The sequence below is a fragment of the Sphingopyxis sp. genome, from assembly GCF_035686825.1.
GTDB lineage: Bacteria > Pseudomonadota > Alphaproteobacteria > Sphingomonadales > Sphingomonadaceae > Sphingopyxis.
This window is the reverse complement of the sequence record NZ_DASRYZ010000003.1, coordinates 654,454-676,838: the sequence shown is the minus strand read 5'-3', so window position 1 is coordinate 676,838 and position 22,385 is coordinate 654,454. Positions and strand designations below refer to the sequence as shown.

Below are 22,385 nucleotides of genomic sequence, written 5' to 3'. Positions count from 1 at the left end.
CCGTGTCAACGAACGCGCCTATGGAGCGTAAAATTAATTAGTCGATTGATGGAGAGTGCATGTTGGGCGAGGAGGCGGACTATATCGTCGTGGGCGGGGGAAGCGCGGGCTGCGTGCTGGCGGCACGGCTGAGCGAAAATCCCGCGGTCCGCGTCGCGCTGGTCGAGGCGGGCGGCGAATCGACCGGGCTGATGGTTCAGATGCCCGTCGGCTTCGCGAAAATGCTCGTCGACGACCGTTACGACTGGAAATATTGGCAGCTACCCGACGAATCGATCAACGGGCGGCGCTTCATCTGGTCCGGTGGGCGCATGCTCGGCGGCGGCAGTTCGATCAACGGTCAGGTCTATATCCGCGGCACCCGCGCCGACTTCGACGCGTGGGAGCGGCTGGGCGCGACGGGTTGGAACTTCGACAGCGTCTTTCCCTATTTCCTGCGCAGCGAAAGCTGGGCGGGAGCGCCGAACCAGAACCACGGGTTGCAGGGGCCGCTGTCGGTGTCACCGATGCGCGACCCGCACCCGCTGTGCGACTTGTTCCTTCGCGCTTGCGAGCAATATGGCCTGGCGCGGCTCGACGATTATAATGGCGGGCAGATGGAGGGGGCGTATCTTACGCAGGCGACCCAGCGCGACGGCTGGCGGTGCAGCACCGAGAAGGCTTATCTGCGCGAGGCGCGGAAGCGTCCGAACCTGATGACGATCACCAATGCGCATGTCGAAACGATCCTGATCGAGAATGGCGAGGCGGTCGGCATCCGCTACCGGCAAGGCGGCGATGCGAAGATTCTTCGCGCCCGCCGCGAGGTGATCGTCGCTGCGGGGGCGATGGGTTCGCCAGCCTTGCTGCTCCGCTCCGGCATCGGCGCGGGCGATTATCTGCAGGCACGCGGGATAGCGGTGCAGGCGGACCGGCGCGAGGTCGGCCATAATCTGCAGGAGCATCCCGGCATCACCCAGAACAAGTTCGTCAGCGTGCCGACGCTCAACAGCCAGGTCGGGCCGCTCGACATGGTCCGGCATCTCGCCAAATTCTTCTGGAACAAGTCCGGCCCGATGGGAGCGCCCGCGGTGCAGGCGATGGGACTTGCGCGGACGCGCGAGCGCCTCGAAGAACCCGACGTCCAGCTCCACTTCATGCCGCTCGCCTACAATGTCGAGCCCGATACGGTGTCGTCGGCCGAGGCGGTGATGCCCAAGGAGCCATGCGTCAGCATCAATGTGTCGCTGACGCGGCCGAAGTCGCGCGGCCGGGTCGAACTCGGCGACGCGCTTGAGCCGGTGATCAATCATAAATTGCTCGGCGAGCGCGCCGACGTCGACACGCTGATCGGCGCGATGAAGCTGGTCGACAAGCTGTTCGCGATGCCCGCATTGAGTGCCATCACGCTCGGCGACCGGTCGCCCGACCCGGTGCCGCGCGACGACGCGGGCTGGGAGGAATATGTCCGCGCCAAGGCGATGATCACCTATCACCCGGTCGGCAGCTGCCGCATGGGATCGGACGCGGGCTCGGTCGTCGATCCCCAATGCCGCGTCCGCGGCGTCGGGCGACTGCGCGTCGCCGACGCCTCGATCATGCCGCAGATCACCAGCGGCAACACCAATGCGGCGACGATCATGATCGGCGAGAAGGCGGCCGAAATGATCCGCACCGCCGCATGAGCGAAGCCGCCGCCTATGATTTTCAGCATATCACGGCCGAGCGCCCGATGCCGGGCGTCGTCCTGCTGACGCTGAACCGCCCCGAGCGGATGAATGCGACGAACGACGCGCTGCACAGCGAACTCGCCCGGCTGCCCGCGCTGATCGACGCCGATCCCGAGGCGCGCGCCGCGGTGGTGACGGGGGCGGGGCGGGCCTTTTGCGTCGGCGGCGACTGGGCCGATATCGCGGGCGACGGCAATGATTATGCCAACAAGATAAGGATGATGCGCGAGACGTCGCAGATCCTGACCGCGCTGATCGAGATGCGTAAACCGCTCGTATCGGCGATCAACGGGCCCGCCGCGGGGATCGGCCTTGCGCTCGGGCTGATCGCCGATATTTCGGTGGTGAACGAAGCGGCGAACCTCTCCGACGGGCATCTCCGCATCGGCCTCGCCGCGGGCGATCATGCCGCGATGGTCTGGCCCTTGCTTTGCTCGATGGCGAAGGCGAAGCGTTACCTGCTCACCGGCGACAAGCTCAGCGGACGCGAGGCCGAGCGGATCGGGCTGGTGTCCGACGCCGTGCCGCCCGCCGAGGTGCTGCCGCTTGCCTTGCGCTATGCCGCGACGCTCGCCGAACGGTCGCCGCTCGCGGTCGAGCTCAGCAAGCGCGCGCTCAACCATTGGCTGCGCAGCGCGATGCCGATTTTCGAAGCGTCGCTGGGCTATGAAATGGTGACTGCCTTCGACCCCGATCAGGCGGCGCATATGCCGTCCAAAAGTTGAGGATCCGCCGATGACGACCGAACCGACGCTGATCGTCGAGGCCCCCGCTCCGGGCGTACTGCACCTGATTTTCAACCGGCCCGAGGTGCATAACGCCTATGATACGCCGACCTTCTTGGCCTTCGCCGAGCAGCTCGACCGGGCCGCAGCCGACCCCGATATCCGGGCGATCGTGATCGGCGCGCGCGGCGGCAAGGCGTTCAGCGCGGGCTTCGATATCCATGAAATGGCGGGGTTCGACGCCGCAGCGATGCGCCGCGCGTTCGAGGCGCGCGACCCGGTGTTCGGCCGCGTCGCCGCGCATCCACTGCCGGTCATCGCCGCGATCGACGGCATCTGTTTCGGCGCCGGCGCGCTGCTCGCGCTTGCCTGTGACATGCGCATCGCGACCCCCGGCTTTCGCTTCAAGGTGACGGCGGTCGGCTATGGCGGCGCCAACGCCACATGGTCGCTGCCGCGGGCGGTCGGGGCGCCACGCGCCAAGGCGATCTTGATGACGGGGCAGGTCGTCGGCGCGGGAGAAGCGGAACGCATCGGGCTGGTGAACGAAATCGTCGAGGCTTCTGAACTCGAGGCGCGCGCGCTCGCGCTCGCCTCCGCCATCGCCGCCAATCCGCCGCAGGGTATCGCAGGCATCAAGTCGCTCGTCGACGCTAGCCTGACGCGCTCACCGCTCGCGGGCTGGCAGGCCGAATATGACTGGATGATCGCGAGCATGACCGATGCGCCCGGCGGGGGCGAGACCTTCGGCACATTCCTGTCCGAGCACGACGACCACAAACGCTGAATATGACATCAGGAGAGTAGAATGATCGGCCAAGCCAACGCGCAAGTGGCGCATCCCGACAAGCTGTTCATCGGCGGGCGATGGATCCCCGTCGAGGGCAGCGGCCGCTTTACGGTGATCAATCCGGCGACCGAAGAGGCGTTCGGCGAGGTCGTCGCGGCGGGCGCGCCCGAGGTCGAGCGCGCGGTCGCGGCGGCGCGCAAGGCATTCGACGAGGGGCCGTGGCCGCGTCTGTCGGCGGCCGAACGCGCGACCTATATGCGCGCGCTGTCGCAGGCGCTGCAGCGGCGCGGCGCGGCGCTCGACAGCGCGTGGATCGCGCAGGTCGGGGTGCCGATCGGGATGGCGCAGGGATCGGGCGCGGGCACCGCGGGGCTGCTCGACTATTATGCCGGGCTCGCCGAAGCCTATCCGTTCGAGGATGTGCGTCCTTCGAACGGCATGATGTCGAAGGTCGCAGTGGTGGTGCGCGAGCCCGTCGGTGTCGTCGCAGCGATCGCGCCGTGGAACGGTCCGCTCGCTTCGCTGCTCATCAAGCTGGCGCCCGCGCTTGCGACCGGATGCACCGTGATCCTGAAACCCGCGCCCGAAACCCCGCTCGAGGCCTTCATGCTCGCCGAAGCCGCCGAAGAGGCGGGTTTCCCCGAGGGCGTGATCAATTTGCTGCCCGCCGACCGCGAGGCGTCGGACCTGCTTGTCCGCCACCCGGGCGTCGACAAGGTCGCCTTCACCGGTTCGACCGAGGTCGGGCTGCATATCGCGCAGGTCTGCGCCGGCCGCATGGCGCGCTTTACGATGGAACTGGGCGGCAAGTCGGCGGCGATCGTTCTCGACGATTTCGAGCCCGAGGCGATGGGACCCGCGCTGGCGCCGATGATCACCCTGCTCTGCGGGCAGGTGTGCATCAATTTCAGCCGCGTCCTCGTCCCGCGCGCGCGCAAGGATGCTTATGTCGAAAGCCTCGCCGCGGCGATGGCGGCGACCAGCGTCGGCGACCCGCTCGATGCGGCGACGGCGATGGGGCCGCTCGCGATGGCGCGGCACCATGCGAAAGTGTCGAGCTATTTCGACAAGGGCGTCGCCGAGGGCGCGCGGATCGCGACCGGCGGCCGCCGCCCGCCGTCGCTGAACAGCGGCTATTATGTCGAGCCGACGGTCTTCGCCGACGCGACCAACGCTATGAGCATCGCGCAGGAGGAAATCTTCGGTCCGGTCACCGCGGTGATCCCCTATGACAGCGTCGAGGAGGCGATCGCGATCGCCAACGACAGCCAGTTCGGCCTGTCGGGCGGCGTCTATACGCACGACACCGATCGCGCCTACGGCGTCGCGCGACGCATCCGCACCGGCCATTTCACCCAGAATGGCCGCGACTTCGACCTGACCAATCCCTTTGGCGGCTTCAAGAAATCGGGCGTCGGCCGCGAAGGCGGGCCCGAGGGCATCGAGCCCTTCACCGAGGTCAAGACCGTGTTCCTGCCGCAGGCTCCCGGCGCGCTCGCATGAGCGCAGATTACATCGCCGGGCTGTTCGACGTCGCGGGCAAGCGCGCGCTGGTGACCGGCGCAACCTCGGGTATCGGCCGGATGATCGCGCGCGGGCTGGCGCAGGCGGGCGTCGAGGTGTGGGTGGTCGCGCGCGGCGCGGGCGATGTCGAGGCGATCGTCGCCGAACTCGGGGGCCATGCGCAAGGCGTCGCAGCCGACGTCGCGACCGAGGAAGGGATCGCGCGCGTTGCGGAGGCGCTTGGCGACCGGCCGCTCCATATCCTGGTCAACAACGCTGGAACCGATCGTCCGACGCCGCTCGATGCCGATGGGCGCGAGGATTTCGACGCCGTGCTGAGCCTCAACTTGACCGCGCCCTTCCTGCTCACGCGCAAATTGCTGCCAAGCCTCGAAAGCGGCGCTGCGGTTGGCGACCCCGCGCGCGTGATCAACATCGCGTCGATCGCCGCGCTCAATCCGGGCCATCTCGAAAATTTCGCCTATGCCTCGAGCAAGTCGGGGGTCGCGATGATGTCGCGCCACCTCGGCCGCCATCTTGCCAAGCGCAACATCAGTTGCAACGCCATCGCGCCCGGGCTCTTCCCCTCGCGGTTGACCGAAAAATTTCTCGGCATGAGCGCGGGCGACGCGGTGCCCAAGAGCTTCGTCACGCCGCTCGGCGCGCGGGCGGGCGAGATGGACGATATCGCGGGCGCGGTGATCTACCTGTCTTCGCGCGCCGGGGCATGGGTGACGGGCGTGCTGCTGCCGGTTAGCGGCGGCATCTACACCGTCACCTGATCAATCGACCCCGAAGATCGCCGAACTGATCGTCGGCGCGCCCGGCCCGCCCGCGAGCAGGCAGGTGCGCGCGCCGGGGACGGGGTTCGGGCTTTCGCCGCGCAGGCAGCGCACGGCTTCGACCGCGGTCACGAAGCCGTGGACGAACCCATGCGCCAGATTGCCGCCCGACGTATTGACGGGCAGCTTGCCGCCGGGCGCGATCAGATTTTCGAAACGGACCAGATCGGCGACATTTTCATAAGTGCAGAAGCCGTGATCGATCAGCGACGCGATGCCCTGCGCGCTGAAATTCTCGTAGAGCTGGACGATGTCGATATCGGCCGGGGTCAGTCCCGCGGTGCCGAAGAGCCGGTCGCGGATCGCGCGAAAACCCGCCGTCGGATAAAGCTCGGTCGCGTCATTTTCGAGCAGGTCGCCATAACCCGCCTCGGTCCCCTGCGCGACCGACAGCAGTTTGACCGGCTTTTTCTTCAGGTCGCGCGCCATCTCGGTCGACACGAGCAGGATCGCGCCCGCGCCGTCATTTTCGCGGCTGCAATCGAACAGGTGAAAGGGCTCGGCGATGATCCGCGACCCGCGATATTCCTCATGGTCGAAGTCTTTGCCATAGGCGACCGCATCGGGGTTGCGGCTACCATGATAGTAGGAGGCGCGAACCAGTTCCTCGCAAAGCTCATAGGGCACGCCATGATATTCGAACATGCGCTGCGCGCGCATCGCGCAGACCTGCGCAGGCGCGAGGATGCCCGATGCCACCATATGATCGTTGAGGTGATGCGCCATCACCGCCGCCGACAGCCGCCCGCTGTTCCCCTCGACCAGCGCGCGGAACACGACCACGGCGCGTGCCTGTCCGGTCAGGATTGCCGACGCGGCGATGCCGAACGCCCCGGCGATCCCGCCGCCGCCGCCGCCCCACACCTGCGCCGACCAGTTGATCGCCTTGGTGCCGAGGTCGGGCATCAGCCGCACGGGCTCGTTCTTGTCGTCGCCATAGGAGACGAAGCCATCGACATCGGCCGGATCGAAGCCCGCATCCTCGCACGCATCGACGATGGCGCGAACGAGGACGCCGCGTTCGGGAAGCGGCGCGGTGCCGCGCTTATACTGATGATAACCGACGCCGGCGGCCGCCGTCAGGCCGGACAGATTGATGCTCATGCGAGGCTCCAGCGCAGCGCGGGGATTTGGGCGTCGCCGAACGCGGTGCGCGCGATCGTTCCGGTGACCGGGGCGCCGATCCTGAGTCCCGTCTCGTCGCCTTCGAGCACACCGACGAGGCGGATCGGAACCGACTTCAGCGTGACGACCAGCGTCGAAAAGGGCTTTGTGAAGGCCTCGGCTCCGCCGAACGGATGGTGCGTGCGGGTATAGGTGAAGACCTCGCCCTTGATCGGCTGTTCGACCCACTCATGATCCCAGCCGCCGCAGGCGCCACACCGCCACACGGCGGGCCAGTGCCATTGCCCGCATCCCGTGCAACGCGGCAGTTCCAGCCGTCCCTCCTGAAGCGCGTCCCAGTAGCGCCCTTCGGCGCCGATCGGGCCCGTTGCCGATTGATAGCTCATTCGCCCCGTCATCCTTTCCCGCCACGCCGCTCGCGCGCCCGTTGCATCTTTTATCTACTATATATAGATTTAAGGAAAGGGTGCAATGACGAAGTGGCGCGCTAGGCGCGCCGATGCGCCGAGCAATGGAGAAAAGCGAATGCTGCGAGTGACTTTCTGCCTCAAACGACTGCCGGACCTGACGCGCGAGGCGTTCCAGGACTATTGGCGCAACCGGCACGCGCCGCTGGTTCGCGCGCACGCCGCGGCGCTCGGCATCCGCAAATATGTCCAGTCGCACAGCCTGACCTTGCCCGGTGCCTTTCCGCTCGCCGACGTTCGCGGCTCGGCGGGGCTCGATTTCGACGGCGTCGCGCAGCTCTGGTGGGACGATATGAAAAGCTTTGCCGCCGCCGGCGCGACCGAGGCGGGACGGGAGGCGGGCGCATTGCTGCTCGCGGACGAGAGGAAGTTCATCGACCTGCCCAATTCGCCGATCTTCCTCTCGGAAGATTATCGAGTTATCGGCTAAGCGGCCGGTCTATTTCCAGCGGTTGGTGGCGGTCGCGGGTTCGCGGCTTGCCATATGGTCTTCGGCCTGTCGGCGCGTCGTTTCGGCGAGCGGTTCGAGGATCGCGGCCTCGGTCAAACCTTCGATGGCCGCTTCGTCGAAGCCGAGCCATTCGGCGATGACCTCGCCGCTCTGCTCGCCGCTCAGCGGGGCGGGGCGCTGCGGCGGGGCGGGCAGGTCGGTGGTCTTTGCGAGATAGGCGTCGCCGACCACATCCTCCTGCAACCACGGATGATCCTCGATGCGATAGAAGCCGCGCTCGCGATAATAGGGAAAGTCGGGGAGTTCGGCGAGGCGCAGCATCGGGGCGGCGGCGATGCCCGCCGCCTGCAACGCTACCGCAGCCTCGCGGGGAGATCTGTCCGCGAGCCACGCCCCGATCCGCGCGTCGATGGCTTCGCGCGCCGCGAGGCGCTGGGCCGCCGTATCGAACGCCAGTCCTTCGGCGTAGCCGATTGCATCGCACAGGCGCGCCCAGTCGGCGTCCGAGGTGATGGTGATGACGCACCATTCGTCTTCGCCCGCGGCGCGGAACACGCCCCACGGCCAGTCGGCGGGTGCGCCGCCCGCTGGCGTGCCGCGCGCGACGTCGGCGGCGAAATGGCCGATCATCACTTCGGACTGCGCGACCTTGGCGACACCGCCGCGCCCCGTGCGCAGCCGCCGGATCAGCAGCGCGGCAACCCCGATCGCGCAGATCCGGCCCGCGACATGGTCGGGATAGACGGTGATCGAATCGCTGAAGCTCTGCGGGTCGTCGGGATAGCGCCAGGCGAGCGTCAACCCGGTCGAGGCGCGAACGAGCGGGCCATAGCCCATCCGTCCGCTCCACGGGCCGGTGTCGCCGAAGGCCGAGCTTTCGGAAACGACGATTCGCGGATTGACGGCGCGCAGTTCGGCTTCGCCGAGCCCCAGTTTCTCCATCGTGCCCGGCTTGAAGTTGGAGCAGACGACGTCGGCCCGCTTCACAAGATCGAGGAAGAGCCGGCGCCCCTCGTCGCTGCGCAGGTCGATGCCCAGGCTACGCTTGTTGCGGTGGCCGGCGGCGAAGCTGACCGACATGCCGTGGTCCAGATAGGATTGGCGGCTACCGTCGGGAAAGGCCTGGCTCTCGATCTTGACAACATCGGCGCCGAGGTCGCCGAGCAGGCGCGCGCCTTCCGCACCGACGACGATGACGCCGAGGTCGAGGACCTTGAGGCCGCCGAAGGGGGCGAGGGGCGCATCGGTGCGAAGCTCGGGAAACGTCGTGTCTTCCGGAGCGGGCAGCGGCCCCATGCGCTCGCCGTCGATAGTCAGGAACCCGTTGGGCAGCCGCGTGCCGTCCGGGAGAGTGGTGACGGCGCTGCGCGCCGCTGCATGCTCGCTGTCCAGAAATTCGCCCAGCGTCAGCACCGACGCGATCGGGACGCCATGCTCCTGTCCCTCGCGCTCGAGGTCGACGCGGCACCGGTCGGTGAAGAAGCCGGCGATATAGGGCAGCAATTCCGCCGAAGCGTAGCGGTGCGACGTCCGGTCGAAGTCGGGCGAGGCGAATTGTTCGGGCTCGCCCATCCAGCGGAACATACCGCGCCACTGGCGCTTGGCGAGCAGGCAGATGCGCACATAGCCGTCGGCGCAGCGCAGAATCGGATATTGGAAACCCGCGCGCGGGCGGTCGCGCAGCAACAGCCCCACGGGCTTGCCCATCGTCGCGCTGCCGTTGATGCCGAAGCCGGGGTCGAGCCCCTGCACCGCGCCGTCGAGCGCCGCGAAATCGAAATGCGCGCCGTCGCCGCCGCCGAGCACGCGATAGAGCGCCCCCAGCAGCGCGAATACCGCCTGCGGCGCAGCGCATTGATAGGCGAGGTCGCCGGGCGGGAGCAGCGGTTCGCGGCTGCGGATGCCGGACCGCGACAGGACGGCCGACAGCGCATGGAGCACCGGTCCGGTCGCGCGCCAGTCCGAAAGCGGGCCGCTTTCGCCGAAATCGCTGACCGTCATCGTGACGAGGCGGGGGCGCGTGCGGCGAAGCGAAGCGAGGTCGATACCCGCCGCCGGACCGGCAAGAACGATATGCGCCCGTTCGATCGCCTTCGCGGCGGCCGCGCTCGCCAAATCCCCGGCGTGGTGTCGTTTCCCGGCGTTGGCGACGATCGCTTCGGCGCTATCGTCCTCCTCCGCCGGCACGAAGCGGTCGATTTCGGCGCCGAGGTCGGCCAGATATCGCCCGATCATCGCCAGCGGTCCCCGTACGCCGTCGACAACGCGAATGCCGGAAAGCGGCCGGTTGGACATATTCACACCTTTCCGCTTTGCAGCGCTTGTCCGCTCGCCGCCGTCCCGGATGAGGGCGGTTCGGGCAGACCCGCCGCTTGCCATATCTAAGGGCAGAAGAAAAGTTAATTAATCGACTAATTCTTTTTGCGGCAGCGAGACATCTATGTTAGCGGGCATCTCACGGAGAGGTGCCGATGGACTTCAGCTTTACCGATGATCAGCACCAGCTGCGCGATGCGCTGCGGGGCTATCTCGAACGCGAAAACGGCTTTTCGGCGCGCACGGCGAGCGCCCGCAGCGCGTCGGGCTGGAGCGAATCGCTGTGGCGCGGGCTCGCCGAAGACCTCGGCATATTGGGCGTTGGTGTCGCCGAAACGGCGGGCGGGGCCGGCGGCAACGCGATCGATATGATGGTCGTGTCCGAGGAACTCGGCGCGAATCTGCTCGTCGAACCGTTTCTGGAAACGTCGGTCATCGGGGCAGCCGCACTCGGCGCCGCAGGCGGACGCGAAGCCGAACTGGCGGCGATCGTGTCGGGCGCTATGCGATGCGCTTTCGCCTGGGCCGAAGCGGAAAGCCGCTTCGATCCGGCAGCGCCCGCAACCGCCGCAACCGGGACGGGGGCGGGTTGGCGCATCGACGGGCGCAAGGTCGTCGTCACGGCGGCGCCCTATGTCACGCACCTGCTCGTCACCGCCCGCGACAGTGACGAACCCGTGCTCTTGCTCGTCGAGGCCGACGCTGCGGGCCTGTCGCTGCAAAACTATCCGACGATCGACGGCCGGCGCGCCGCCGATGTCCTGTTCGATGCGGTATCGCTTCCAGAAGCAGCACTTCTCCTGCGCGGTGAAGAGGCGATCGAGCGGCTTTGCGATATCGCGACGGCGATGCTCGGCGCCGAGGCGCTGGGCGTTATGCGCGTGATGCTCGACGACACTATCGCCTTCACGAAGGAGCGCCGCCAGTTCGGCCAACCGATCGCGAGCTTCCAGGTGCTGCAGCACCGGATGGTCGACATGTATATGCAGACCGAGCTGGCGACCTCGGCGGTCTATCGCGCCGTGCTCAGCCTCGATGCCGCGCCGGCGGAGCGCGCCCGCGCCGTATCGGCGATGAAGGTAACGGTTGCGGGCGCCTGCCGCTTCGTCGGGCAGAATGCGATTCAGCTCCACGGCGGCATGGGCATGACCGACGAGGTCCGGGTGAGCCATTATTTCCGCCGCGCCACCGTCATCGAAAGCGAATTCGGTTCGGCCGACTATCATCGCCGCCGCTTCGCGGCGCTGTCGCGCGCGGACTGAGGAGAGCGTGATGGAAATCGCCTGGAGCGCCGAAGAGATCGCCTTCCGTGACGAAGTGCGCGCCTTTCTCACCGAAAAACTTACCGACGAATTGCGCGCGAGCGGCGCGCATATGACAAGCGTCTATGCCGATCCCGGCCATGCCCGCGCCTGGCAGGCGATCCTGCACGAAAAGGGCTGGGTCGCACCCGCATGGCCGGTCGAACATGGCGGCACCGGCTGGAGCCTTGCGCAACGCTATATCTGGCAGCGCGAACGCATCGCGGCGGGCGCGCCGCCGGTGTCGCCGATGGGGGTGCAGATGTGCGGGCCCGCGATCATCGGCCATGGTAGCGATGCGCAGAAAGCCTTCTTCCTGCCGCGCATGCTGTCGGGTGAGCATTTCTGGTGCCAGGGCTATTCCGAAACCGGATCGGGATCCGATCTCGCCAGCCTGAAATGCCGCGCCGAGGATGATGGCGATCACCTCGTCGTCACGGGGCAGAAATTGTGGAGCACCCATGCGCACGCCGCCAACTGGGGCTTCTTCCTGGTGCGCACCGCGACGCTCGACCGGCCGCAGCAAGGGATCACCTTCCTGCTCATCGACATGGCGAGCCCAGGGGTCACCGTCGTTCCGACCGTGTCGCCGGCGGGCGAGAATATCCAGAACGAGATTTTTCTCGACGCCGTGCGCGTGCCCAAGTCCAACGTCGTCGGCGCGATCGGCGATGGCTGGACCGTCGCCAAATATCTGCTCGAATTCGAACGCGGCGGATCGGCCTATGCGCCGGGGCTTCAGATCGACCTCGACGAAATCGAGCAATTCGCGGGCGAGGTGCGCGGCGACGATGGCGGCCGCCTGATCGACGATGCCGCCTTTGCCGACGCGATCGCACAGGCGCGGATCGACGTGCTCGCGCTCGAGGTTTTCGAATTCCGCGCGATGAGCGACGCCAGCGCGGGGCGCTACCCGCACGCCATCCCGTCGCTGATGAAGATCCGCGGCACCGAGCTTCAGCAGCGCATCACCGAACTCCGCCTGCTCGCCGCGGGCCGCTACGGCATGGCTTATCAACCCCAAGCCGGGGTCTCGGCGGGCCCTGTCCATTTCCCGCATGCCGACGATGGCTTCGTCGGGCCGCGCGAGGCCGCGATCGCACCGATGCGCTACGTCAGCGAGCGCGCGGCGTCGATCTATGCGGGGACCAACGAGATTCAGCGCAACATCATCGCCAAGATAATGGGCCTTTAGTCGCCCGAGTTCGGAGAAAGAAGATGACCGACACGCCACCCCCAGCGGTGCTCGCCGAACGCCGGGGCCATGTGCTGATCCTGACGATCAACCGGCCCGAAGCGCGCAACGCGGTCAATGCCGCGGTGCATGTCGGGCTCGGCGAAGGGCTCGAACAGGCAGATACCGATCCGGATATCCGTGTCGTGATCGTCACGGGCGCCGGCGATCAGGCTTTTTGCGCGGGCGCCGACCTCAAGGCCGTCGCGCGCGGCGAGCGGCTGGAGCCCGAGGACAAGGCGCAGCGGGCATGGGGCTTCGCGGGCTTCGTGCGCCACCCGATCAGCAAGCCGATCATCGCCGCGGTCAACGGCTTCGCGCTCGGTGGGGGAACGGAGCTTGCGCTGGCTTCGGACATCGTCATCGCGGCCGACACGGCCCAGTTCGGGCTGCCCGAAGTGAAGCGCGGGATCATCGCCGCGGCGGGCGGCGCGTTCCGTATCGCGCAGCAACTGCCCGAGAAAGTGGCGATGGAGATTCTGCTGACCGGCGAGCCGATCACCGCGCAGCGGGCGCTCGATCTCGGCTTTGTGAACCGCGTCGTATCGCAAAGCGAACTGATGGACGCGGCGATCGACTTTGCGGGCCGTATCGCCATCAATGCGCCGCTCGCCGTCCAGGCGAGCAAACGCATCGCGAAGGGCATCGCCGAAGGCCGGATCGCAACCGACGATGCGTTCTGGGAGGCGAACAAGCAGGAAACGCGTCTTGTCTTCACTTCGGCGGACGCGCGCGAGGGGCCGCGGGCTTTCGCCGAGAAGCGCGAGCCGGTCTGGCAGGCGCGCTGAGGATATCGGTATGACGGAAGAAAAGACCCCGATCATCGTCGGCGTTGGCCAGATCAACGACCGGCCGGAGATTCCCGCCGAGGGGCGCAGCCCGATCGAACTGATGGCGGCGGCGCTGCGGATCGCGGAGAAGGATGCGGGCCAGGCCCTGCTGGCGGACGCGGATTTTCTCGGCATCGTTCAGCAGATCTCGTTCCGCGAAATCCGCGACGCGCAGGGTCCGCTGGCGGCGGAACTCGGGATCGCGCCTGCGACGATGCTGCAGACCGACGGCCCGAACGGCGACAGCCCGGTCATGCTGCTGAACGAAGCGGCGAATCGCGTCGGTGCGGGCGAGTGCCGGATCGCGCTCGTGTGCGGCGCCGAGGCACTGCGGACGGCCGCCGCGCGCGCCGCGGCGCAGGAGCCGGGACGCCGCGTCGATGCGACGCGCGAGGCGGCCGCGCGGCGCGAGCCGAGCTATGCGCAGCAATATGGGCTGGTCGCGCCGGTCGATGTCTATCCGCTCTACGAAAATGCGTTGCGCGCTTCGCTGGGGCAGAGCCTCGCCGAAGCGCAGGATGAAAGCGGCCGGATATGGTCGCTTTTTTCGGAAGTTGCCGCCACCAACCCGCACGCGTGGATTCGCAAGGGTGTCAGCGCCGCCGAGGTGACGACCGCTTCCGAGAGCAACCGGCCGATCGCCTTTCCATACAACAAGCTGATGGTCGCTAACGCTTCGGTCAATCAGGGCGCCGCTTTCATCGTCACCAGCGTGGCCGAGGCGCGCCGGCGCGGGATCGCCGAGGATCGATGGATTTACATCGGCAATGGGGCGGCGGCGCACGAGCCGAACAGCCCGCTCCAGCGCGACCGTTACGATCATAGCGCGAGCATGGCGGTATCGATCCGCCGGACGCTGACGCTGAATGCGGTCGATCCGGGCGATCTCGACGTCGTCGAACTCTATAGCTGCTTCCCTTGCATTCCCAAGCTTGCGCGGCGGCTGATCGACTGGCCCGTCGACCGGCCGGCGACGGTTTTCGGCGGCCTCACCTTCGGCGGCGGCCCGATCGGCAATTATATGGGCCATGCGATCGCGAGCATGACCGACCGGCTGCGCAAGACGGGGGGGAATGGGCTTTTGTTCGCCAACGGCGGCTATGCGACGCACAATCACAGCATCGTGATCAGCAGCGCACCGATCCCGGCCGCGTCCTTTCCCCGCAGCTACGACTTTCAAGCGGAGGCTGATGCAATGCGTGACGATATTCCGGCGCTGGCGCGCGACCATCTTGGTGACGCGACCATCGAAAGCTACACGGTCCTCTACCGACGCGACGGCTCGCCCAAGGCGGGCGTTGTCGTGGCCCGGACACCCGATAATGCGCGGACGCTCGCCCATGTGCCGCCCGGCGACAATGATACGCTACGACGGCTGGTCGATCCCGACGCCGACCCCGTCGGCGCGGCCGGGAGGATCGTGGCGAGCGAAACGCTGCGCGAATGGCGCTTCGCGTGATCGCACGGAGCGGTTTTGAGCGCGCCAGGAGAAGGAAAGGCGGCTTTTACTGTTCAAAGCGGCGCAGGGATGGCATCTATTGGCCTAACGCCAATAGGAAAGGAATGCTTTTGCCGTCCAGCCAAGCGAAGCGAAGGCAGGGGCCGGGGAGGCCGCTGACCCCGCTGATCACGCGCGAGATTGCGGTCCGCACCTCGATCGAGCTTCTCGATCGCAAGGGTCTCGACGCACTTTCGGTGCAGGCCGTGGCGCGCGAACTCAACGTCCAGGCGCCGTCGCTCTATTATCATTTCAAGAACCGCGACGAGCTGCTTCACATGATCGCGAAGACATTGCTGGTTGAGGTGGGACGCGGTGAAAAGCCGGGTTCGTCCTGGGAAGAGCGCGTCGTCGACCTTGCCGTTGCGACGCGGCGCGTGATGCTGTGCCACGCCCATGCCGGACCGCTGATGCTGCGCTTCTTCCCGCGCGAACTGATGCTTGGCGCCTATGAACGCGGCCTTTCGGACTGTCCCTATGCGCCGGAGCACCACCTCGCCATTCTCGAGGCGCTCGAAAAGCTGACCTATGGCAAAGCACTTTTCGACGCGGCGGCGAAGGCGCATCATCACGCGGCGATGCCGGCGGTCGATGAAGCGCGATATCCCCGTCTCGCCGAAGCGCTCTCGAAGTCGCCGGTTTCCGACGAGGCCTTGTTCGTCGAGACGCTCGATATCCTGCTCGACGGTTTCCGGTTCCGTTATGGCAAGAAGGATCGAACGCAGTGATCGAAGGCGGGTGCAATTGCGGCGCGGTGCGATATCGCGCCGAGGGCGATCCGATGGTGGTGGCGCAGTGCCATTGCATCAATTGCCGTCGGCAATCGGGCAGCGCCTTTTCGGTCAACCTGCTCTTCAAAGGGGCAGCGGTCAGCCATGAAGGCGACCTCGCGGTCTATGAAGACAGGGACACTTTCTCCGGCAATGCGGTGCTGCGCAAATTCTGCGGTCGCTGCGGCTCGCCGATCTTCTCGGAGCCCACCGACGGCAAGGGGCTTTTGATCGTCAAGGCGGGAACGCTCGACGATCCCGCGCCGTTCGTGCCGACGGTCAGCGTCTGGACCTCGACCGCGCTGCCGTGGGTGAGCCTGCCCGAGGGGCAATATGCGTTCGAGAGGAACGCCTGACCTCGAAACCATAAGGCGCCGGTCGCGTCAGTCCATATCCTCCAGCGAGCGATTGCCTTTCGCAAAAGCGGAGAGCCTGTGACGGATTTCGCGGGACCCTCCGACCAGTTCGCCGAAACGAATCATGGACCGCTCGATCGCGCTGTCGTCATCCTCGGTGGCGGCAAGTTCCATGATCGCCGCGACGGCCGCCGGATGGCGGCCCGTAAATATGGTCGCCAAATCGATCGCGCGCCCGACGGGATCCGCCGCCAGTTCGTCGATCAACCCCAATTCGGCGGCCGCCCCGGCATTTACGATCGCACCCTCGAGCGCGAAACGGCGCGCACGGTGCGCGCCGATCAGCCGCGCCAAGCGGGCGATCCCGCCCGCACCGGGGAAAATTCCGATCCGGATCTCGGGCAGACCGATCGGATAGTTCGGGGAGGAAGCCGCGATCCGCAAGGTGCAGGCCAGCGCGATTTCGAGACCGCCGCCCATGCAGACGCCGTTGATCGCGGCAATCACGGGCTTTTCCGACGCGTCGAGCATATGGCCGATGCGGGCGAAAGGCGAGGCGGCGAAATCTTCGGGTCGTATCGTCCCGCTCGCGACGGCGTCGCCGGCGCGCCTGATCTGCGACACGTCGGCGTGCCGGATGAACACGCCTTCCTCGCCGCCGGTCAGGACCAGACATCGCGTCGCCTCGCGCGCCAGTTCATGGCCGATCCTGTCGGCCAGAAGCGTGGCGCCCTTGTTCGAGATAAGGCCCGACGGCGCATTGGCATAGCGGATGACGGCGACCGCCCCCTCGTGGTCGACCGTGACCGTTGGGGCATCGCTCACGCCGTATAGCCCCCGTCGACGACGATCTGCGTCCCCGTCACGAAGCTGCTTTCGTCCGAAAGCAGGTACAGCATCGCTCCCACGCTCTCGTCCGGCTGCGCCACCCGCCCGAGCGGGGTCAGCTGCGCACCGCGTTCCAGCGCCTGGCTATTCGTCGTCTCGGTGAGGAGGCGCGTGGCGAAGAAGCCCGGAATCATCGTGTTCACCCGGATGCCGTGCGGCGCAAGTTCCTTCGCGGCGGCGCGCGACATTCCGATCACCGCCGCCTTCGCGGCCGAATAGGCGACGAGCATCGAATGCGCCTTGGTTCCCGCGGGCGACGCGACGTTGACGATCGACCCGCCGCCCGTTTCCAGCATCGCGCGCGCGCCCTCGCGCATTCCGAAGAAGACGCCGGTCTGATTGACCGCGATGATGTCCGCCCATGCTTCGTCGCTGATCTCGGTCAGAGCGTGGGTGGCACCCACGCCCGCATTGTTGACGAGCCCGTCGACCCGGCCGAACCGGCTGACGGCAGAGTCGATGATGGCTTTCCAGTCGTCCGCGCTTGTGACGTCGAGCGGCCGATAGTGCGCGCCGCCGCCAAGATCGGCTTCGATCGCCGCCCCCGCCGCTCTGTCCCGCCCGCCGAAAATAACCTGCGCGCCCTCGCGAACCATCCCGCGGACCTGCGCCTCGCCCATTCCGCGGGTGCCGCCCGAAAGGACGATGATCTTTTTGTCTAACCGGCCCGCCATCTGCCTCTCCCTTTTCGGCCCGGCCGGGCCGTCATTCTGCAGGCTTTGCATTATCTATATACTATAGTTAAACGCCCTTCCATGCAATCTACGGAAGCCGCGAAGTTTCCAGGATCGCTTGTCGAAACACGGCTTGTCAGAAAGGGGTGAGCAGGACAGAAACTTGGCGAGAACCGGCCGGGTGCGGCCTTCGGGAGGATGGAAATGAGCAAGGGATTGTTTGATCTTGCGGGAAAGGTCGCTCTGGTGACCGGCGGCAATGGCGGGATCGGGCTCGGCATGGCGAAGGGCCTTGCGATGCACGGCGCGAGCGTCGTGATCTGGGGCAACAAGGCTGAAAAGAACGAGCGCGCCGTCGCCGAGCTCGAGGCGTTCGGCGGGGCGGTTCGCTGCGCGCAGGTCGACGTCGCCGACGAAGCGGCGGTGAAGGCCGGCATCGCCGCGATCGTCGAGGAGTTCGGCCGAATCGATCAGGCGATCGCCAATGCCGGCATCGGCATTCCCCGCCGTGACATGTTCGAGATCAGCCAGGCCGATTTCGAAAAGCTGCAATCGATCAACGTATATGGGGTTTTCTACACGCTGCGCGAGGCGGCCGCCCATATGATCGAACGCGGCAAGTCGGGCGACCGCGGCGGATCGCTGGTTTCGATCGCCTCGACGGCATCGATTCACGGCGCCGCCCGCAACGAGCATTATGGTGCGACCAAGGGCGCGGTCCTGTCGCTCAGCCGTGCGATGGCCGTCGAGCTCGCGCCGCATGCTATCCGCGTCAACAGCATCCTGCCCGGCTGGACGCGGTCCGACATGACCGAGCGCCTGCAGGGTTGGGACAAGTTCAACGAGAATGTGATCAGCCGCGCGCCCGTCGGTCGCTGGGGCGACGGCGACGATTTTTCTGCCATCGCCGTCTATCTCGCGAGCAAGCACTCCAGCTTTCACCTTGGCGATGCGATCGTGATTGACGGAGGATACACGATCTATTGAGCCGGTTGCCGATCGGCTTGGCGTGATCGATCGCGCCGCCGCTTCGTGATTCCGGCTTTCAGGCTGCGTTTTGCGATCCTATCGGAATGGCGCCATTTCCCGTTCGACCGGCGCGTTCAGGCCCTGAAAAATCCCGCGCAGGAAGGCGAAATGCCTCGCGCATTGTTGCGGTCACCCGGCTTCTTATTCGCCACAAGGGTGAACAGTGTAGTTACGATGGCGCGCTTTATCGCCATCGAGGGTCGGTTATCGTCCCGCTCCGTAATCGGGCCAAACAGGAAGAAGCCCGGATATGGGCGGCCACAAAGAGCCGCGGTTGGAGAGGGAGGAATTATGGCATTCCGCAAAGCTGCCCTTTGGGCGGTCATGGCCGCGACGGCGCTCAATTCATCGGTGGTGATGGCGCAGGTGGCGTCCGAAGCCGAAGCGGCGGACAGTTCCGCGCCAGCCGAGGGCGATATCGTCGTCACCGCGCAGCGCCGCGAGGAGCGGCTTGTCGACGTGCCGATTTCGGTCTCCGCGGTCAGCAGCGCCGCGATCGACCGCGCGCAGGTTCGCACCGTGTCGGACATCGCGACGGTCGTCCCGAACATCCAGATCAACGAAACGATCGGCAACAGCTATGGTCCGCTGATCACGATCCGCGGCCTGTCGCCGTCGGCCGATACCAGCCTTGCCCGCGACCAGCCGGTGGGGCTCTATATCGACGGCGTACCGATCGGGAAGTCGACCGGTGCCGCCTTCGACACCGTCGACCTCGAGCGCGTCGAGGTGCTGCGCGGGCCGCAGGGCACCTTGTACGGCAAGAACACGATCGGCGGCGCGGTCAATCTGATCACGCGCAAGCCGAGCGGCGAGTTCGGCGGGCAATTTCTGGCGGGTGCGGGCAGTTGGGGGCAGTTCAACCAGCGCATTTCGGTCGACCTGCCCGAGGTCGCGGGGTTCAGCGCCAAGGTCGGCCTGATCACCAAGCTCGACGGCGGCTATTATCGCAATTCGGCGACGGGGAAGAATTTCGGCGAGGAAGAATTATGGGCGGCGCGCGCCGACCTTCTGTGGCGGCCGTCGGACAGCTTCAGCGCGCTCTACAGCTATGACATTTCGGACAGCAAGGGCACGCCGAACCAGCTCGCCGCGACCGCGGTCACCGGGTCGGGCGCGACCGCTTTCGTCAACGCGCTGATGGCGCCTTATGTCGTCGATGGACGGACGCGCGAGATCGGGGCGCAGAGCGCGCTTCGCAGCGACTATCGCACCAACGGGCATGCGCTGACGCTCGAATGGGAGCCGGGGCTCGGCGATCTGACGCTGAAGTCGATCACTGCGCGGCGCACCGCGATAACGCGGTCGGCGAGCGACTTCGACGGCAGCCCGCTCGACCTTTTGCGCATCATCCTCGACAATGATTACAAGCAGTTCACGCAGGAATTGCAGGCGATCGGGACCGCGGGCGATTTCAAATACACGCTCGGCTTCTTCTATCTGAACGACGATTATGACGTCTATAATCCGCGCTGGAACTTCCAGTTCGGGGGCAACGCCTTCGACATCAGCGAACGCGGCGGCGGGTCCAAATCCTATGCGGGCTATGGCCAGCTCGCCTGGACGCCGCAGGCGCTCGAAGAGAAGCTGACCGCGTCGGTCGGGCTGCGCTACACGCGCGAATCGAAGCATGCCTACGAGCTTCTGCTGTCCAATTCGGCCTATCGTGCCAATCCGGCGGCGCCCGGATCGGGCGTGTTCGAGCGCGACGCGAACGGCAATCCGGTCACCCGCAGCGGCGAACCCGCCGCCGGCGCGCGGCCGGGGGCGGGCGGGATCGGCTATACCGACCTCATCCCGCTCGAAAATTCGGGGGTGTGGAAACGCTTCAACCCCGAATTCAACATCCTCTATAAATTCCAGCCCGATTTTTCGGTCTACGGCCGCTTCGCGACCGGGTTCAAGAGCGGGGGCATCAACGATACCGCCGCGACCAACACGGCCTTCATGACGGCCTATAATCCCGAAAAGCTGACCTCGTTCGAACTCGGCATGAAATATGCGGGGCTCGGCAACGCGCTCAACCTCAACGCCGCAGTCTATCATTCGGTCTACAAGGATTTCCAGGCCGGGGTGTTCGTGCCCTCGCTGGTGACGACGAACATCATCAACGCGGGCAAGGCGAAATTCACCGGCTTCGAGGTCGAGGGGACGCTGCGTCCGGTCGACGGCTTCACGATCAATTTCGGCGGCGGTTATGTCGATGCGCGCTACACCGATTTCATCCTGCCCGACGGCACCGACGTCACCGACACCTATGTCCTGTCGCGCGTGCCCAAGTGGAATTACCAGATCGGCGCGCTCTATCGCCACGATGTGGGCGCCGGGCGGATCGAGGCGGGGCTGAATTACAGCTGGCGCAGCAGCCAATATTCGTCGATCACCCCCGACCCGCTCTCGAAGATGCCGTCCTATGGATTGCTCGACGGGCGCATCGCGCTCACCGATATCGAACTCGGCGGCGGCACCACGGCCGAGGTCGCGCTGTGGGGCAAGAATCTGACCGACAAGGAATATCTGGTCAGCGCGATCAATCTCGGCGTGCTGACGCTCAGCCAGTTCGGCGATCCGCGCAGCTTCGGCGGAGAGCTGCGCATCCGCTTCTGATCGGGGCCATCCGATGCCGGCCTTTCTCTCCCCGTCCTCGGCGGGGTCGCGATGGGTGCTGCCCTTTCTGGGGGCGGTGACCTTTCTGACGGCGATCGGCAACATCGGCCTCGTGTCGGTGATGCCGGCGATCGGCCGCATGCTGCGTATCCCCGATTTCCTCGTCGCCGGCATCTTTTCGGTGTCGGCGCTGACCTGGGCGGTCAGCTCGCCCTTCTGGGTGGCGCGGATCGGGCGCGCCGGGCCGACATTCTATATTCGGGCCGGGCTGGTCGGCTTCATCCTGTCGATGGGCGGCTGCGCGCTGTCGGTCGAGCTCGGGCTGCTCGCGATCCTGCCGCCGCTCGCGACCTTCGGCTGCTTTGCCCTGCTGCGCTCCATCTATGGCCTGCTCGGTTCGGCGGCGGCGACCGCGACGCAGGCGCTGGTCGCGGCGCGGACCGAGGGGGCGGAGCGGACGCACGCGATCACCGGGCTTGCCGGCGCGCTCAGCCTCGGCACGATCGTCGGGCCCGCGATCGCCCCCGCGATGATGATCGAACCTTTGGGCCCCTTGGGACCGATGCTCGGCTTCGCCTTGCTGGGCGCGCTGGCGCTGGCGGGATCGTGGCGGCTGCTTCCGAAGGCGCCGCCCGCGGCGGCGGCGGTCTCATCCGACCGCGACGCGCCGTCGCTCACCGATGTGTGGCGGCGCAAGGCGATCGGGCGGCACCTCAATTTCGGGCTGCTGCTGTGCTCGGCGCAGGCGATCAACCTCTATACGATCGGCTTCGTGATCATCGACCGCGCGCGCGGCGGCGCCATGACCGCGCAGCAGATGATCGGCATCGCGATGACGGCGGGAGCCGTCGCCGCGCTGCTCGCCCAATGGGGACTCGTGCGGCTGCTCACGCTTTCGCCCCTGTCGATGATGCGCTGGGGCGTCGCGCTCGCCGTCGCCGGCAATGCCGCGGCGGCGCTCGATAGCGGCATCGCGGCGGCGGTGCTGGGGTTCGTGCTCGCCAGTTTCGGCTATGGTCTGGCGCGGCCGGGCTTCAGCGCCGCCGCGTCGCTCGCCGGCTCGGCGAGGGAGCAGGTCGGCATCGCCTCGGCGACGACGTTGATCGCGGGTGCGTCGATCACCTTGCCGCCGATCCTGGCCTCGATGGCCTATCAATGGTGGCAGCCCGCGCCCTTCGCCATCGCGGTGGCGATCGGCGCGCTGCTGCTGCTCGACCATCTGATCCGGCCCCATGACCCGGCTCCCTTGCCCGGCCATTGTCCATGACGA

General features: G+C 66.6%; 20 protein-coding genes. 15 read left to right on the top strand and 5 right to left on the bottom strand.

Going from position 1 to position 22,385, the window contains the following annotated elements; all coding sequences use genetic code 11:
• Positions 1–59 precede the first annotated feature (59 nt).
• Genes VFG17_RS07885 through VFG17_RS07865 form a run of 5 tightly spaced genes read left to right on the top strand, consistent with a single transcriptional unit; the run spans position 60 to position 5,509 of the window.
• Complete coding sequence (locus tag VFG17_RS07885) at positions 60–1,664, top strand: GMC family oxidoreductase (protein WP_325028905.1); 1,605 nt, start codon at positions 60–62, stop codon at positions 1,662–1,664.
• Entirely contained in the window at positions 1,661–2,434 is a 774-nt protein-coding gene (locus tag VFG17_RS07880; protein WP_325028904.1) for an enoyl-CoA hydratase-related protein, read from the top strand. The genes VFG17_RS07885 and VFG17_RS07880 overlap by 4 nt, the downstream gene beginning before the upstream one ends.
• Before the next feature lie 10 nt (positions 2,435–2,444).
• The gene (locus VFG17_RS07875) at positions 2,445–3,221 is read left to right on the top strand and encodes an enoyl-CoA hydratase/isomerase family protein (protein WP_325028903.1); all 777 of its coding nucleotides are present in this window, start codon (positions 2,445–2,447) and stop codon (positions 3,219–3,221) included.
• Positions 3,222–3,242: 21 nt separating this feature from the next.
• On the top strand, positions 3,243–4,727 hold the full coding sequence (locus VFG17_RS07870) for an aldehyde dehydrogenase (protein WP_325028902.1): 1,485 nt from the start codon (positions 3,243–3,245) through the stop codon (positions 4,725–4,727).
• Complete coding sequence (locus VFG17_RS07865; protein WP_325028901.1) at positions 4,724–5,509, top strand: SDR family NAD(P)-dependent oxidoreductase; 786 nt, start codon at positions 4,724–4,726, stop codon at positions 5,507–5,509. The genes VFG17_RS07870 and VFG17_RS07865 overlap by 4 nt, the downstream gene beginning before the upstream one ends.
• On the opposite strand, the gene VFG17_RS07860 is transcribed toward VFG17_RS07865, so the two are convergent.
• A complete protein-coding gene (locus tag VFG17_RS07860) occupies positions 5,510–6,673 on the bottom strand; it encodes a thiolase C-terminal domain-containing protein (protein ID WP_325028900.1) in 1,164 nt (387 codons plus the stop codon).
• The gene (locus VFG17_RS07855) at positions 6,670–7,080 is read right to left on the bottom strand and encodes a Zn-ribbon domain-containing OB-fold protein (RefSeq protein WP_325028899.1); all 411 of its coding nucleotides are present in this window, start codon (positions 7,078–7,080) and stop codon (positions 6,670–6,672) included. The genes VFG17_RS07860 and VFG17_RS07855 overlap by 4 nt, the downstream gene beginning before the upstream one ends.
• Before the next feature lie 85 nt (positions 7,081–7,165).
• Here VFG17_RS07855 and VFG17_RS07850 point away from each other — a divergent pair, with 85 nt between their 5' ends.
• Positions 7,166–7,591, top strand: a complete 426-nt coding sequence (locus tag VFG17_RS07850) for an EthD domain-containing protein (protein WP_325028898.1) — start codon at positions 7,166–7,168, stop codon at positions 7,589–7,591.
• A gap of 9 nt (positions 7,592–7,600) precedes the next feature.
• Here the strand turns inward: VFG17_RS07850 and VFG17_RS07845 are convergent, their stop codons facing one another.
• Entirely contained in the window at positions 7,601–9,907 is a 2,307-nt protein-coding gene (locus VFG17_RS07845; RefSeq protein ID WP_325028897.1) for a CoA transferase, read from the bottom strand.
• Positions 9,908–10,083: 176 nt separating this feature from the next.
• Between VFG17_RS07845 and VFG17_RS07840 the strand changes: the two genes are divergently transcribed.
• From VFG17_RS07840 to VFG17_RS07815, 6 genes are all read left to right on the top strand, one after another.
• Positions 10,084–11,190, top strand: a complete 1,107-nt coding sequence (locus VFG17_RS07840) for an acyl-CoA dehydrogenase family protein (RefSeq protein ID WP_325028896.1) — start codon at positions 10,084–10,086, stop codon at positions 11,188–11,190.
• Between the two features lie 10 nt (positions 11,191–11,200).
• Positions 11,201–12,424: an acyl-CoA dehydrogenase family protein gene (locus tag VFG17_RS07835; RefSeq protein WP_325028895.1), complete on the top strand. Its 1,224-nt coding sequence runs from the start codon at positions 11,201–11,203 to the stop codon at positions 12,422–12,424.
• A gap of 23 nt (positions 12,425–12,447) precedes the next feature.
• The gene (locus VFG17_RS07830; RefSeq protein ID WP_325028894.1) at positions 12,448–13,251 is read left to right on the top strand and encodes a crotonase/enoyl-CoA hydratase family protein; all 804 of its coding nucleotides are present in this window, start codon (positions 12,448–12,450) and stop codon (positions 13,249–13,251) included.
• A 10-nt stretch (positions 13,252–13,261) separates the two neighbouring features.
• Positions 13,262–14,752: an acetyl-CoA acetyltransferase gene (locus tag VFG17_RS07825; protein ID WP_325028893.1), complete on the top strand. Its 1,491-nt coding sequence runs from the start codon at positions 13,262–13,264 to the stop codon at positions 14,750–14,752.
• 110 nt (positions 14,753–14,862) lie between these two features.
• Positions 14,863–15,519 carry a TetR family transcriptional regulator gene (locus tag VFG17_RS07820; protein WP_325028892.1) on the top strand — a complete coding sequence of 219 codons (657 nt, stop codon included), beginning with the start codon at positions 14,863–14,865 and terminating at the stop codon, positions 15,517–15,519.
• On the top strand, positions 15,516–15,917 hold the full coding sequence (locus VFG17_RS07815) for a GFA family protein (RefSeq protein ID WP_325028891.1): 402 nt from the start codon (positions 15,516–15,518) through the stop codon (positions 15,915–15,917). Before VFG17_RS07820 ends, VFG17_RS07815 begins: the two co-directional genes overlap by 4 nt.
• A 27-nt stretch (positions 15,918–15,944) precedes the next feature.
• Here the strand turns inward: VFG17_RS07815 and VFG17_RS07810 are convergent, their stop codons facing one another.
• The gene (locus tag VFG17_RS07810) at positions 15,945–16,742 is read right to left on the bottom strand and encodes an enoyl-CoA hydratase/isomerase family protein (RefSeq protein ID WP_325028890.1); all 798 of its coding nucleotides are present in this window, start codon (positions 16,740–16,742) and stop codon (positions 15,945–15,947) included.
• On the bottom strand, positions 16,739–17,479 hold the full coding sequence (locus tag VFG17_RS07805) for a glucose 1-dehydrogenase (RefSeq protein WP_325028889.1): 741 nt from the start codon (positions 17,477–17,479) through the stop codon (positions 16,739–16,741). Before VFG17_RS07805 ends, VFG17_RS07810 begins: the two co-directional genes overlap by 4 nt.
• 204 nt (positions 17,480–17,683) lie before the next feature.
• Here VFG17_RS07805 and VFG17_RS07800 point away from each other — a divergent pair, with 204 nt between their 5' ends.
• The 3 genes from VFG17_RS07800 to VFG17_RS07790 all read left to right on the top strand — a co-directional run bounded on the left by VFG17_RS07800 (position 17,684) and on the right by VFG17_RS07790 (position 22,382).
• A complete protein-coding gene (locus VFG17_RS07800) occupies positions 17,684–18,466 on the top strand; it encodes an SDR family NAD(P)-dependent oxidoreductase (protein ID WP_325028888.1) in 783 nt (260 codons plus the stop codon).
• A gap of 333 nt (positions 18,467–18,799) precedes the next feature.
• On the top strand, positions 18,800–21,115 hold the full coding sequence (locus VFG17_RS07795) for a TonB-dependent receptor (RefSeq protein ID WP_325028887.1): 2,316 nt from the start codon (positions 18,800–18,802) through the stop codon (positions 21,113–21,115).
• A 13-nt stretch (positions 21,116–21,128) separates the two neighbouring features.
• Positions 21,129–22,382: an MFS transporter gene (locus tag VFG17_RS07790; protein WP_325028886.1), complete on the top strand. Its 1,254-nt coding sequence runs from the start codon at positions 21,129–21,131 to the stop codon at positions 22,380–22,382.
• Positions 22,383–22,385: the final 3 nt, after the last annotated feature.